Source organism: Burkholderia sp. L27(2015), assembly GCF_009765705.1.
In the GTDB taxonomy this organism is placed as follows: domain Bacteria; phylum Pseudomonadota; class Gammaproteobacteria; order Burkholderiales; family Burkholderiaceae; genus LMUX01.
Genome location: NZ_LMUX01000016.1, coordinates 922,147 through 936,107, shown reverse-complemented (window position 1 = coordinate 936,107; position 13,961 = coordinate 922,147). Strand labels below are relative to the sequence as shown.

The 13,961-nt window shown below is 60.9% G+C and carries 13 protein-coding genes; 6 read left to right on the top strand and 7 right to left on the bottom strand.

The window, feature by feature from the left end:
* Window positions 1–25: 25 nt before the first annotated feature.
* The 3 genes from GSQ77_RS12120 to GSQ77_RS12110 all read left to right on the top strand — a co-directional run bounded on the left by GSQ77_RS12120 (window position 26) and on the right by GSQ77_RS12110 (window position 3,460).
* The gene (locus GSQ77_RS12120; protein WP_158902287.1) at window positions 26–1,417 is read left to right on the top strand and encodes an MFS transporter; all 1,392 of its coding nucleotides are present in this window, start codon (window positions 26–28) and stop codon (window positions 1,415–1,417) included.
* Window positions 1,418–1,538: 121 nt separating this feature from the next.
* Complete coding sequence (locus tag GSQ77_RS12115; protein WP_158902285.1) at window positions 1,539–2,180, top strand: TetR/AcrR family transcriptional regulator; 642 nt, start codon at window positions 1,539–1,541, stop codon at window positions 2,178–2,180.
* A 59-nt stretch (window positions 2,181–2,239) separates the two neighbouring features.
* Window positions 2,240–3,460: a YbfB/YjiJ family MFS transporter gene (locus GSQ77_RS12110; protein ID WP_158902283.1), complete on the top strand. Its 1,221-nt coding sequence runs from the start codon at window positions 2,240–2,242 to the stop codon at window positions 3,458–3,460.
* A 25-nt stretch (window positions 3,461–3,485) separates the two neighbouring features.
* On the opposite strand, the gene GSQ77_RS12105 is transcribed toward GSQ77_RS12110, so the two are convergent.
* The 5 genes from GSQ77_RS12105 to GSQ77_RS12085 all read right to left on the bottom strand — a co-directional run bounded on the left by GSQ77_RS12105 (window position 3,486) and on the right by GSQ77_RS12085 (window position 7,271).
* Window positions 3,486–3,842: a YciI family protein gene (locus GSQ77_RS12105; RefSeq protein ID WP_158902281.1), complete on the bottom strand. Its 357-nt coding sequence runs from the start codon at window positions 3,840–3,842 to the stop codon at window positions 3,486–3,488.
* Between the two features lie 107 nt (window positions 3,843–3,949).
* Window positions 3,950–4,375 (bottom strand): VOC family protein, encoded by a 426-nt coding sequence (locus tag GSQ77_RS12100; protein WP_158902279.1) that lies wholly within the window; start codon window positions 4,373–4,375, stop codon window positions 3,950–3,952.
* Window positions 4,376–4,521: 146 nt separating this feature from the next.
* A complete protein-coding gene (locus tag GSQ77_RS12095; RefSeq protein ID WP_158902277.1) occupies window positions 4,522–5,805 on the bottom strand; it encodes an RNA polymerase sigma factor in 1,284 nt (427 codons plus the stop codon).
* Window positions 5,806–5,924: 119 nt separating this feature from the next.
* Window positions 5,925–6,602, bottom strand: coding sequence for an AIM24 family protein (locus tag GSQ77_RS12090; RefSeq protein ID WP_216854884.1), 678 nt, complete (start codon window positions 6,600–6,602; stop codon window positions 5,925–5,927).
* Between the two features lie 189 nt (window positions 6,603–6,791).
* On the bottom strand, window positions 6,792–7,271 hold the full coding sequence (locus GSQ77_RS12085) for a hypothetical protein (protein ID WP_158902273.1): 480 nt from the start codon (window positions 7,269–7,271) through the stop codon (window positions 6,792–6,794).
* Between the two features lie 179 nt (window positions 7,272–7,450).
* Between GSQ77_RS12085 and GSQ77_RS12080 the strand changes: the two genes are divergently transcribed.
* Both GSQ77_RS12080 and GSQ77_RS12075 read left to right on the top strand, forming a co-directional pair.
* Window positions 7,451–8,074 (top strand): glutathione S-transferase family protein, encoded by a 624-nt coding sequence (locus GSQ77_RS12080; protein ID WP_158902271.1) that lies wholly within the window; start codon window positions 7,451–7,453, stop codon window positions 8,072–8,074.
* 136 nt (window positions 8,075–8,210) lie between these two features.
* The gene (locus GSQ77_RS12075; protein WP_158902269.1) at window positions 8,211–9,278 is read left to right on the top strand and encodes an Ldh family oxidoreductase; all 1,068 of its coding nucleotides are present in this window, start codon (window positions 8,211–8,213) and stop codon (window positions 9,276–9,278) included.
* A gap of 101 nt (window positions 9,279–9,379) precedes the next feature.
* Here the strand turns inward: GSQ77_RS12075 and GSQ77_RS12070 are convergent, their stop codons facing one another.
* Window positions 9,380–10,864: an amidase gene (locus GSQ77_RS12070; RefSeq protein ID WP_158902267.1), complete on the bottom strand. Its 1,485-nt coding sequence runs from the start codon at window positions 10,862–10,864 to the stop codon at window positions 9,380–9,382.
* Window positions 10,865–11,093: 229 nt separating this feature from the next.
* On the opposite strand from GSQ77_RS12070, the gene GSQ77_RS12065 reads away from it, so the two are divergent.
* A complete protein-coding gene (locus tag GSQ77_RS12065; protein WP_158902265.1) occupies window positions 11,094–12,746 on the top strand; it encodes a class I SAM-dependent methyltransferase in 1,653 nt (550 codons plus the stop codon).
* Here GSQ77_RS12065 and GSQ77_RS12060 read toward each other — a convergent pair whose 3' ends face one another.
* Window positions 12,747–13,895: a GGDEF domain-containing protein gene (locus GSQ77_RS12060; protein ID WP_158902263.1), complete on the bottom strand. Its 1,149-nt coding sequence runs from the start codon at window positions 13,893–13,895 to the stop codon at window positions 12,747–12,749. It lies immediately after the preceding gene.
* Window positions 13,896–13,961 lie beyond the last annotated feature (66 nt).

The following is a 13,961-nucleotide window of genomic DNA, read 5'->3' as shown; positions in this document are numbered from 1 at the left end:
TCCATACCCACTAACGGTTTCCGTCATGCACCTGCGTCCTCCCCGATTCGCCTTTGTCGTGGCAACCAGCAGCCTCGCGTTCGTCGTCGGGCAACTGGACGTGACGATCGTCAACGTCGCGTTGCCACGCATCGCGACCGAGCTTTCTTCCGGCATCGCCACACTTCAGTGGATCGTCGACGCCTATACCTTGGCGTTTGCGACGTTCATGCTCGTGGCGGGGTCGCTAGGCGACCGATTCGGCAGCCGCCGTGGTTTCGTGGTCGGCTTCGGTATCTTCGGCGTGGCGTCGCTCGCCTGCGGGCTCGCGCCCAGTGGCGCAGCACTGATTGCGGCTCGCGCGCTGCAAGGCTTGGGCGCGGCGGCCATGCTGCCTAATTCGCTGGCGCTGCTTAATCATGTGTTTTCCGAACAGCCGGACACTCGCGGCCGGGCGATCGGCTGGTGGACCGCTGCCGGCGCCGTGTCGATCGCCATGGGGCCGCTGATCGGCGGCTTGTTGCTGAACACGACAGGCTGGCGCTCGATCTTTTTCGTCAACCTTCCTCTATGCGCAATCGGCATGGTATTCGGCGTCCGACTTCCCGAGACGGTACGTCATGTGCACAAGCACAAGCTGGACGTGGCCGGTCAGGTGCTCGCCATACTCGCATTGACCGCGTTGACTGCGGCCGTCATCGAGGCGCGGCCTTTGGGGTTCGCTCATCCGTTCGTGTGGGGCGGCTTCGTGTTGGCCTTGCTCACGGGAGCGGCATTCGTATGGATTCAATCCCGTGCGCCATCCCGCGCGACGGAGCCGACCGTTCCACTCGATTTGTTTCGCAACAAGACCTTCAATGCCGCGGTGATATTCGGAACGGTCGTGAACTTCACCTACTACGGCACCCTCTTCGTCTTGACGCTTTATTTGCAACGTGTGCTCGGCTATACGCCGCTGCACGCAGGGTTGGCATTCCTGCCGCTGACGGCGGGATTGATCTTATCCAATGTCGCAAGCGGCCGCGTCATGGCGGCATGCGGGCCACGCCTGCCGATGCTGTTGGGCGTGTCGATCGACGCGCTGGGTTTCCTGTTGCTGCTGCGCGCAGGCGCCGAGTCGTCCTATGCGTCGTTGTTCCTCGCATTCCTGCTGATTCCTATCGGCATGGGACTGGCGGTGCCGGCGATGACCACCACCGTACTGGCGGCCGTCGACAAACGCCGCTCCGGCACCGCATCGGCCGTACTCAATGCGGCGCGGCAGGCTGCCGGTGCCATGGGGGTGGCCGTGTTCGGCGCGTTCGCCGACGGCGCCAACCCGCATGTCGTGAGCGGCTTGCATGCGTCGTCGTTGATATCCGTTGTGCTGCTTGTCGCGGCCGGCCTGATCGTGTTCAGCGCGCCCAAAAATCCCAAGGCCCGAGGTCCCCGGGCCTGAGCACCCCTGTCCGATCAACACCTCGCAACACCTCGCGCTTGCTTTCTATATCGTTTGATATAGAATAGTTGTGTATCACTCGATATACAATTATCCCTACGTCTTGCGAGGAACATAAACCATGGGGCGACCACGCGAATTCGACGAGCGGCAAGTGCTCGATGCCGCCATCGATGCTTTCCTGATAAAAGGCTACGAGGCCACGTCCACGCGCGACCTGGTCAAGTGCACAGGGCTCACGCAGCCCAGCTTGTATAACGCGTTCGGCGACAAGCGGGCGCTGTTTCGTCATGCCCTCGATCATTACCTCGAACAGACCTTGCGAGAAAGGATCTCGCGGCTCGAAAGCTCGTTGCAACCGGGTCTCGCGATCGCGGCCTTTTTTGGCGAAACCGTCGAACGCGCGCTCGCGGATAAGCAGCAGCGCGGATGCCTGCTGGTCAACTCTGCGCTGGAAGCGACGTTCGAGGACGAGGAATTTCGACAAGCCATCGCGAGCGAACTCATCCAAATCAAGGACTTCTTTCATCGATGCCTGCTCGAAGCGCATCGTCGCAAGGAGGCGCCCGCGACGCTGCCGGCCGATGCGGTCGCTTCGCATCTACTGGCAACGTTGCTCGGCATCCGCGTGCTCGCCCGCGTCAACCCCCAACGCGTGCTGTTGACACAGGCGGTGTCTCCTGTCTTGACCATGCTCGGCCTGCCTCCATTGCCCAAACCCTCGTGGACCCGGTCCGCGTTGGCAGCACACAACGCGATATAACACGACCGTTTTATCCGGCTCGGCCGCTCGAAGCGCCCCGTTGGGCACAGGAACCCTGTATGTCTGAAAATACTTCTGCGATACCCGCGCGCGTAGCAGCGCCGCTTGATGCACGCGCTCTGTTTGCGACCCTCGCGGGCTTTTGCGCAAGCCTGGTCGCCATCGGCTTGGCGCGATTCGCCTACACACCGCTGATCCCTCCCCTGATCCAGGAGCATTGGTTCACTTCGTCGCAGGTGATTACACTGGGCGCGGCCAATTTTGCGGGGTATCTGGTCGGCGCGCTGCTCGGCCGGCCTCTCGCGGCAGCGTTATCCAACCGGACTGCGTTACGCCTGCTTATGGTGATAGTCACAGCCGCGTTCTTTGCCTGCGCGTATCCGCTGTCGGTGCTGTGGTTCTTCATGTGGCGCTTCGCCTCGGGGGTTTCCGGCGGAGCCATCATGGTGCTCGTGGCTACGTCTATCTTGCCGCATATTCCCGCGGCTCGACGCGCATTCGTGAGCGGTATGATTTTCCTCGGCCTCGGAATCGGCATCGCCGCATCGGGAACCATCGTGCCCAGGCTCCTGAAGTTGGGATTGCAGGACACGTGGATCGGGCTGGGCGCGGTTGCCCTGATCTTGACCGCAGTGAGCTGGTTCGGTTGGCCGGGCTCGAACCCTGCTCCCGCGCCACAACATAGCGAAACGCCGACCGTTTATCGCGAAGGTCTCGTCATGCGCGTGCTGTACGCGCAATACGCGGCTAACGCGCTCGGTCTTGTGCCGGTCATGATCCTGCTCGTCGACTATGTGGCGCGGGGCTTGGGCCGAGGCGCCGACATCGGCGCCAGCTACTGGGTACTTTACGGTTTGGCTGCCATCGTGGGACCCGTCGTGTGCACCAACGTCGCCGATCGCATCGGCTTTGGCGCAACCTATCGCATCGCGTTGCTGTTACAGGCGATTGGCGTTGCGATACTCGCGTTGTCGGGCGATGCCATTCTCATCGGCGTATCCACCGTGATTCTCGGGATCTTCACACCTGCCATCGTGCCGTTGACACTCGGCCGTATTCACGAGCTGGTGCCGCACGATCATACGGAACAGCGCGTGGCCTGGAGTCGTGCGACCATCGCATTCGCGTTGTTCCAGGCTTTGGGCGGCTATGGCTATTCGTATCTGTTCTCGCACTTCCACAATAACTACGCGCTGATCTTTGTGTGCGGCGCAACGGCTCTCGCTTTGGCTCTGCTCGCCGATATCGTGATTCTGCGCAAACGCGGGCTCCCGACGTGAAGCGATTGCCTCTTCATGGGCCACGTCAAGCAGCACCGGTTTTGGCCTCCGCTACGTCCAGCGTACGTATCGGACGTACCTCGATACTGCCGAAACGCGCGGGCGGAATTTTGGAAGCCCAATGAATCGCTTCGTTCAGGTCTTGGGCCTCGATCAGATAGAACCCCGCCAAGTGCTCCTTGGTCTCGGCAAACGGCCCGTCAGTCAGCGATAACTGGCCATTGCGTACACGAACCGTCGTCGCGGTCTCCACGGGCTGCAAGGCGTTAGCCGCGACGTAGTGGCCGCTTTCTTTCAGCTCCTGTCCGTAGGCATGGCAAACGCTGTCGGGACAAGCGTGCAGCTTGTCCTGCGCGAGATAGACGAGGCAGAGATAATTCATACGGTTCTCCTGTGTGGGCCGATAAAAGACGACACCTTCCTTGCGTTGCTTCGCCTTTGCGTTGCCTTAGTGTCGCTCGCCTTTGTGCCGCCTAGCATCGGCCGTCGTCAAATCGGAATGAGCTCGCCGTTGATAATCCAGGCCGTGCCGAATCGGTCGACCAGCATGCCCCAGGTCTTGGCCCAGAAGGCCGGTTGCATAGCCATCGTCACCCGGCCGCCCTCGGCCAACGCATCGAATGCACGCTGCGCCTGGGCCACGGTGTCGTAATTCAGCGCGAGCGAGACGCCTTTTATCCCTTCGTACGGCGGCCCCTGGGTGCAGCAGTCCCCCGCATACAAAACGCCGCCGTCCTCGAAGACGAGCCGCGCGTGCATGATCCGGTCGACCGCTTCGGGTGGCATTTGCGCCGCCATGGGCGATTCGCTGCCCTTGAGCAACGTCTCGAGCTTCGCGCCCAGGGCGCGTTCGTAAAAGTGCATGGCATCGGCACAGTTGCCATCGAAAGCGAGGTAAGCAATGGGTTGCGGCATAAGGGTTCTCCTTTAAGTGTTCATCCGCGCGACGACGCACTGTCTGCGATTCATGTCGATAGCGGTATTGGCTTTATCTAGTCGAACGGTGAAGCCTCAAATCGACACCAGCGTGAAATTTTTTTCGCCTTGCTCAAAACAACGACTCAGTGCGGTAGTTCGGCCAATCGACGAGCCAGAAAACGCCGTTCCGGCTCCTGGCGAGTCAGTGCCAAGGCGCGTTCGTATGCCACACGAGCTTCGGCCGTGCGGCCGAGCCGGCGGCACAGATCGGCCCGTGCGGCGTGGGCCAGGTAATATTGCTCCAGCGCCCCGTGCGCGCATAAGGTGTCCAACAAGGTCAGCCCCGCATCCGCCCCTTCGCACATCGCAACCGCTACCGCGCGGTTGAGCTCGACCACCGGGGACGGTTCCAGGCGCAGCAAAGCGTCGTACAACCCCACGATCTGCGCCCAGTCGGTCGCATCCGCATGCGTCGCCTGCGCGTGAACCGCCGAGATCGCGGCTTGTAGCGAATACCGTCCAAAGCGGCCTGACGACAACGCTTGGGTCACCAGCGCGGAACCCTCAGCGATCAGTTCGGGTTGCCATCGGCTGCGATCCTGTTCGTCGAGTGCAATCAGCTCACCGCACCGGCTGGTCCGCGCCATACGACGCGACTCATGCAGCAACATCAACGCCAACAGGCCCATGACCTCCGGCTCGGGTAACAATTGCAGCAACAGCCGGGCAAGACGTATCGCCTCTTGAGACAAGTCATGCCGCGTCAGCGAGGTACCTGAGGACGCACAATAACCTTCGTTGAACACCAGATAGATCACCCGCAGCACGCTGTCCAAGCGCTCGGGCAGTTCCTGCAGCTCAGGCACACGGTAAGGAATGCGCGCATCGCGAATCTTGGCTTTCGCGCGCACGATACGTTGCGCCAGCGTAGGTGCAGGCGCGAGGAAGGCATGCGCGATTTCCTCGGTGGCCAAGCCGCACACTTCGCGCAAGGTCAGTGCGACCTGGGCGTCGGGCGCAAGCGCTGGGTGGCAACAGGTGAAGATCAGCCGCAGACGATCGTCCTCGGCGAAGTCCGACTCATCCCAAGCGGTCGCTTGATCGGGAATGGCGTCGGCAATCTCTGCCACGTCTTCCCATGAATCGAACCGTGCGTGGCGGCGGATACTGTCTATCGCTTTGAAGCGGCCGGCAGACACCAGCCATGCGAACGGGCGTTCGGGCACGCCGTCGCGAGGCCATTGCTCGACCGCGGCTTTGAACGCGTCGTGCAAGGCTTCTTCTGCGATGTCGAAATTTCCGAGCAGCCGTATTAGCGTGGCCAATACGCGCCGGGATTCGCTACGATAAATTCCGGCTATCGTAGTGAGTACGTCGGTTGCATCGGTTGCGTCAGATGCAGCGGCTGCTGGAGAGGCGTGCTTCATGGTATCGCGCCTTTCGGTTCGTTGAACGGCTACCAGTCGTCACTGTACCTCACCCGCGAGAACGATTGAATTGTGTGAAATGCGATCGTCCGCGACTCGGTCGAATCGCCCCCTGCGCTTTATTCGGCCGATGGCAAGTGCAGATACATCGACTGAATCCCGACGCGGCCGGGCCCCGTGAACCGGTTGACGATGAAGTTGACGCCTGCACCAAAAAAGCCGCTGGTGAGCCGGTCCACCCGTGTCTCCATCGCTACGGTCTGGTCCTTGTACAACCATCCGCCCGGTTCGATATCGATCGATTCGCCTGGCGCCAACACCTTCTCGAAGACGTTGCCGTACCCGTGCAACCAGAGCACGCCATCGCCGCTGCCGCCATGGAACTTATCGATGAAAAAGCCGGTTTGGCCGAATAGCATGTTCGATACGCCGCGTACGCGTTCGAACGAGTAGCCGATGTGCCCGGTCGCAGCCAGAAACTGGTGCTCGCGAACGTCGAGCCCCTCACCGTGTTTCAAGTGGATAGGCACGATATGGCCTGCCCCGTCACGGCTGAACGCGATGATCCCGGGGCCGCTCGCCTCCGTCACGAAAATCTGCATCCCGGCCATCATGCGTTTGAGCATCCCCTTCATTGCCTTCAGGCCGATGCGCACTTCGGGATTTTTCCATAGCAGGATGTGATGCTCGAAGTAGACGGATTGCTCAGAGACGTCCACGGATAGCACGGGGACCAGTTCACCGTCGATATGGTAGGTCACCCCGCCGTAGGTCTCGGCGGTGGCTTGGGTAGGCATGAGGCGAGGCATTGAGGGCATGGGAGTCCTTTATTTAGCTGGACGCTGGCGCTACGGCGCTAGCTATCGCTGCCGCTGCTGCTGTGTCTGCTGTGTCTGCTGTGTCTGCTGTGTCTGCGGCCAGGGCTGCGGCTAGGTTGGGCTGGCGCTGCGTCTGTACCGCGGCTGTGCTCGCAGCGATCACCCGTGCTATTTAAGCTGTGTCGGCGGAGCCGTTGCACGTATAGCAGTTCCGGGCGGGACGACGGCCCCCGATCCGTCCGACAACTTGCCATCGGGCGGTGCGATCAGCTCGGCAGTGATCACAAGAGGATAGTCATACCCGTCACCATCGACAAGATCGAAGCCCAAGCCAATAGGTCCGGCAAATAGCAGATTGCCCCACAACCATGGACTACCGCTGGACTTGACCACCGCTATCGGCGCAGGCACGCCATCCTTTACACATTGTATGTACAGATCGTCCGAGGCCCGGCGCACGGTAATCGAACCCGGCGTCTTGAGCACCCAGTTCCCTTTCGTGTTTTCGAGCTTGCAGGCGACGTTGGGCACCGGCTCGTTACCCGCCGTTGTCTGGACGCCGACCCGTTGATACGAACCCTGGACGATGGATGCGCACCCGCTCAACAAACTCACCGACAAAACCCCCGCAGTGATTATTTTCTTCATTTCCCCCCCGAAATTGTTATAACGGTCTTGTTGAACTTGGGCGATGGCTCGTATTCTTAAATTCGCTGCTTAAATTGTAAATTAGTTAAGCTTGCCTCGAAAATTTAGTTTGGCGAGAAACCCGCTTCTGTTGTACGTCAATCGCACCACCATTACATTGCTAGACTACTTTGAAACTTATGCTAAAGATTCTCGGAAGGGCTACCTCGATTAATGTGCGCAAGGTGCTCTGGACCTGCGCGGAACTCAACCTGCCTTTTGAACGCGAAGACTGGGGCACCGGTTTCCGCTCCACCGATACACCCGAATTCCTGTCATTAAATCCAAACGGAATGGTCCCGGTCCTAAAAGACGGCGATTTTGTTCTGTGGGAATCCAACTCCATCATTCGCTATTTGGCTGCGCGCTATAGCGGCGAGCACCTTTATCCCACTGACCCGCTCGCGCGGGCACGCGTCGATCAGTGGATGGATTGGCAGGCCACCGATTTGAATAAATCGTGGAGCTATCCCTTTTTGGCTCTGGTCCGAAAGCTGCCGTCGCATCAGGATCGCGAAGCGCTCGCCGCCGGATGCGCAAGCTGGTCTAAACATATGGGCATCCTGGATAGACAACTCCAGTGGACAGGTCGATTCGTCGCCGGCGAGCATTTCACGCTAGCCGACATCCCGATCGGCTTATCGGTGAACCGCTGGTTTGGCACACCGTTTCCGCACCCCGACTTCCCCAGCGTTACTGCCTATTTCGAGCGCTTAAGCCAACGTGACGGCTATCGTAGGTTCGGTCGAAACGGCATCGCCTGATACCGACAGACATCACCGCGATCGCCTCGGCCGGCGCGAGCCCTAGCGCCGAGCGGTGCGCTTGCCGGAACATTGCACAGGCAATCGAGGTCCATAGGTCTCTATATCCATTATTTCCACTCAAAGGAGTCTTCCCGTGAGCACCAACAATGGCAGTGTCCATCGAGTCGATGCCAATGCATTGCGCGATTTCGTTTCCGGCGTCTATCGCAGCACCGGTGCCAGCGTGGACGATGCGTTTGTCGCGGCCGATGCGATGGTCCAGGCGGATCTATGGGGCCACCAGTCACATGGTGTGCTGCGGCTAGGCTGGTACTACGCGCGTCTGCTTTCCAACGCCATGCACGCCACGACCGAGATCACGATGCCGATCGATGCAGGCGCGGTAGCCGTGATGGATGGCGGCGACAGCATCGGACCGGTGGTGGCGAAACATGCGACGCTCGATGCGATTCGGCGTGCCAAGGCTCACGGCGTCGGCGCCGTTTCCGTGCGCAACTCCAACCATTTCGGCACGTGCATGTACTTCACGAAAATGGCCGCCGAACAGGGCTGCATCATGTTGTTGACCACCAATGGCGGGCCGAACATGGCGCCGTGGGGCGGCCTGAAGAAATTGATCGGCACGAATCCATGGTCGGTCTCGGCACCCGCCGGGCGTTACGCGCCGATGATCATGGATGTTGCGAATTCAGGTGTGGCACGCGGCAAGATTTTCCTCGCACAGACCCGGCACGAATCGATACCTCCCGGCTGGGCCATCGATGCACAGGGGCGTGCGACCACCGACCCCGTGGCCGCGCTCGAGGGCTTCATCCTGCCGATGGCCGGACACAAGGGCTACGCGATCGGCGCGATGGTGGATGTGTTGTCGGGTGTGCTGTCGGGCAGCGGTTTCCTCGACGAGGTACATGGTCCCTACGACCCGGTCAACCGCAGCCGCGCTGGACACTTCATGCTGGTGCTGAACATCGAGGCATTTCAACCGCTCACGCAATTCCATGCGCGTATGGAGCGCTACGTCGAGACGATCAAAGCCGTGCCGCTCGCGCAGGGCACCGACGAGGTGTTCTACCCAGGCGAAATGGAAGCGCGGGCGCACGAACGTCAGCTCAAGGAGGGCATCCTGCTGCCCACCGACACGCTGAGCAATCTCGATCGCGTCGCGAGCGAAGCCGGCGTTTCACCGCTCGCTCGCGCCTGAGCAACACTCGTGAGCATCACTGCTGATGCTCTCCAGCGGGACGATCGGCGATCGCTCCCTGCGCTTTCGGCGCGCCCCTAAGAAAACGCTCTGGACGCCCTCTAGCGCTGCAATGGCGGATCCGTGACGATGGACTTGAGCGACGGGTCCGGTCGCGACAACTTCGCCAGATCGGGACGTGGGCGCTGCAACGCCGCATCGTCGCGCCATGCGGCTTCGAACGCTTGTGCGATGTCGAGCAAGCGCCGGTCGCCGCGAAACGATCCCACCAGTTGCAGACCAAACGGCATGCCCGCGTGGTCGAGACCGCACGGCAGCGACAAAGCGGGATTGGTCGCCAGTGTGATCACGTAGGTCAGTGCAACCCAGCGATAATAATTGGCAAGCGGCAGCCCATTGATCTCGGCCAGATGAGGCTGCTGCCAAGGGAACGGCGAGATCGGCGAAGTCGGCGACACGATCAGGTCGTAGTCCTTGAACTTCGCCTGGAAACGCCTGAACAGACGCGTCTGTTCAGCATGGGCCCACACCACGTCGGCAAGCGACATCGCCTGCCCCATTTCGTAATTGCTGCGCGTGTTGACACCGAGCGACGCAGGATCGCGCTCATAAGCCTCCTGCAAGCTCGCGACAAAATTCTGCGCGCGGATGATGTCGAAACAGCGGTCGGCTTCGCCCATGTCGATGTCGAGCGGCTCGCAGCGCTTCACATGACGCGATAGCGCCGCCACCTTGGCTCGAAACGTCGCGCGCAGCGCCTCGTCGACTTCGCATACACCGAAGTCCTCGGTATAGGCGACGCGCAGCGTGCTGAGGTCGATTTCCTCGCTGTGCAGGAAGCCGGTCGGATCGACGTCGTAACAAAGTGGATCGCTGTCGTCGCGTCCGACAACCGCCGCCAGTTGCAAGCGGGTATCGGCCACGTCGCGTCCCATCGGCCCGCTCACGGTAAGCGGGGACCAGCCCAACGGCTTGCGGTCTCCCGGCACCAGCCCCGGCGATGGCCGGAAGCCGACCACACCGCAAAGCGCAGCGGGAATGCGCAAGGAGCCGCCTGTGTCGGAGCCGGTGCACAACGGCAGCATGTCGGTAGCCAGCGCCACGGCTGAGCCGCCTGATGACCCACCTGCATTCAGGTAGGGGGCGAACGGGTTGCCGGTGGCGCCCCACACGACGTTGCGCGTATTGGCGCCCGCGCCCATCTCCGGCACGTTGGTCTTGGCCGCGACGATCGCACCCGCGGTCCGCAAGCGGGCAACGAACACATTGTCATGCAGCGGCACATTGGAGCGAAACAGCGGCGAACCATAGGTGGTCAGCAAACCGCCCGTTTCCTCGAGATCCTTCACTCCCAACGGGAGTCCATGGAGGATGCCGAGGGGTGCGCCGCGCAGCACCGCTTGTTCGGCGTTCTTGGCCTCGATGCGCGCGCGCTCGAAGCAAGTCGCCGTAACCGCATTGACCGCCGGATTGATCGCCTCGATCTGCGCTATGCAAGCGTCGAGCAATTCAACCGGAGACACCTGCCGGCTGCCAATCAAACGCCGGGCCGCAACTGCAGACAACGCTATCAGTGATTTATCCATGTTGACTTGTTAAAAAGCCTCGAGGGTCGGCCGTTGCCAACCAGCCTGCAGTTTATCCGTATAAGTAAAGACCGGCGCAATAGCAGGTGCTTTGCGCAGCGGGCCTACTCCTACTCCCACTACTGCTCCCCGCTCGCGCTGCTGATATCGTATAGTTCCGTTCCGAGGCCAACGATACGTAACACGCGCACGCACCGAGGCTTGCGCGCAAAGCACACGAGACTACGACATGAGTGAATGGGGCACGGGCTACGTCGACGAGATCCCTTATACCTACGGTTATTGCGACGAGCTCAATCCGCTGCGGCTGAATCTTGCCTTGCTGCGCGCAGGGCTGGCGCTACCGGCCGTGCATACCGCTTGCGAATTGGGCTTCGGTCATGGCGTCAGTGTGAACATCCATGCCGCGGGCTCCGTTACGCAATGGCATGGCACCGACTTCAACCCCGTCCACGCGACTTTCGCTCAGCAACTCGCGCAGGCTGCGGGCACGCACGCGCAATTGTCGGCCGAGCGTTTTTCCGAATTCTGTCGCCGCGACGATCTACCCGCTTTCGATTACATCGGCATGCATGGGATCTGGAGCTGGATATCCGCGGACAATCGCGAGGTGCTGCTGGACTTCCTACGCCGCAAGCTCAAGCCAGGCGGCGTGCTGTATATCAGCTATAACACGCAGCCCGGCTGGGCTTCGATGCAGCCGGTGCGCGAACTGATGAATCGGCATTTTCAGGCCAGTGCGGTAGCTGCGCAGCATGCTGTGGCGAATGTTGCCGTGGATAGCTCGGTGAATGACGCAACGAATGCAGCAGCGAATGCCACGGTGCATGCACAACCCTCCGTGTCGGTGCGCATCGAGGCAGCGGTCGATTTTGCACAGCGCGTGTTTGCGACACATCCGGGCTTTGCCGTCGTCAATCCGCTTCTGGCCGAACGCGTCGATGCCTTGTCTCACGAGAGCCCGGCTTATCTGGCGCACGAGTACTTCAATCGAGACTGGGAGCCGATGTACTTTTCGCAAGTCGCGTCGTCGCTGGTCTCTGCAGGATTGACTTACGCGGCGCCCGCTCGCTACGTCGATCATATCGACGCGCTCAATCTCACGACGGCACAACGCGCTTTGCTATCGGGCATTGCCGACGTCAGCTTGAGGGAAACCGCGCGGGACTTCTGCACGAACCAGTCGTTACGGCGCGATTACTGGACCCGCGCACCGCGTCCTTTGAGCGAAGATGAAAAGCAAGCGGCGCTGCGTGCGCAACGGGTGATCCTGGCGTTGCCCCGCGCGGCGGTGGTACTCAAGGTACGTGGCGCGCTCAGCGAGACCACGCTGTCCGCAGCCTTGTACGATCCGATACTCGATGCGCTCGCTGGCCATCGCCCCGAGACCTTGCAACATATCGAGGACAGCCTGCGCACTCAAGGCATAGCGCTACCGCGAATCGTCGACGCCGTGATGGTGCTGGTGAACATGGGTGTGTTGCTCAACGCGCAGGACGATGCGCAGATACTCGCCGCGCGACCGAGCGCGGCGAAGCTCAACGCCGCAATCTGCGAACAGGCGCGTCATCATGGCGAGCTGCAATTTCTCGTGAGTCCGGTCTCGGGTTCGGGCATACGCGTGCCGCGCGTGCCGCAACTCTTTTTGCTGGCGCGATTGCACCACATGGAGCAACCGGAACAATGGGCTGAATTCGCGAGCGAGGTCTTGCGCGCAGCGGATGGCGTGCCGGCGGAGGTGACGGCGCCAGTACCAGTTCCAGGCAGCGAGCTTAATGGGTCGAACAGCCGGCCAATATCGGCCGAGCCCGATTTGAAGGCACAAGCGCGCCGCTTTGCCGAAGTGCATCTACCGATATTGCGGGCGTTGGGCGTAGCTTAATCACTGGCGCGAAGCAATCGCCCAGCGTGCTTTGCCCATACCCTTCGCTGCATACAGCGCGTTATCGGCCGCTTGCAGAATCGCGTGCACTTCCTCGCCATGCTCGGGAATCAACGCCACACCAATGCTCGTCCCGATGCTGACGGTTACTGTCGGTGTGAGATCGAACGGCGTCGATATTTCGTCGATCAAACGATCTGCGAAATCCGACGCGGCCTGATGCGACAATCCGCTCACGACGACCACGAATTCGTCGCCGCCGATTCGGGCGACCAAATCACTGGGCCCCTTCAGCGCGCGCAAACGCTCGGCCACCATGACCAGCAGCGTGTCGCCGGCGGCATGCCCGTAGTTATCGTTGACGGGCTTGAACCCGTCCAGGTCGAGATAGAACAGCGCCGCATTAAGGTCTTCGCGTGCCTGCCCCATATACATGCGCGACATGGCATCGACAACGCCGGCCCGGTTCGGCAAACCGGTCAAGACGTCATGCCGTGCGCGATGGTCGTTTTCGCGCTCGGCCTTCATGGTCGACACCAGCAGCTTGTTCAGACGAAATGCGGCGCTACTCATTGCAAACAGATAAAACGGAATCTGGATCAGGATGATCAGCAAGATGGGCTGTCGCGACAGCGCTGCGGCAACACAACAGGGCCCGAGCGACAGGAAGATCATCACGGCGACCAGCCGCGGCGCGCCGAAATTCCTGAAGCAAATTCCGCCCACCATCGCTGCCGCCGACAGGCATGCGAGCGTGGCCGAAACCCAGTCGCCGCTAACCATGCTGACGAACGCGCCATAGCCCACGCTCGCGCCCCAAAGCACCGCAAGCACGACGTAGGCGTCGGTTTGAGTACGTTTGCCGCTTGCCGCGGCGCGATGGGCGCTGATCAGAAGGAATAGGCGCGTACAACACAGCACGACTTCCATGATCAGCCAGATCACGAACGGCGCGCTCGGATTGCGTATCGCGACCAATAACGACACGGCGACCGCATTGACCACGCCACCGAGAAAAATAGGCAAAGTGCCAAAGAGACTCGCCACCAGCGCAATGCGGATATCCCGTGGTACATCGGCGCCCGCATGCAATAGCCATATCGTCAATGGCCAGCGTGGCAACGAGAAAGCAACTACCTTGTTTGGCATAGAATTTACTGAGACGGGCCAATTGCCGGGGCCTGCATGGCGGCCCACGCATGGAAAACGTGATTC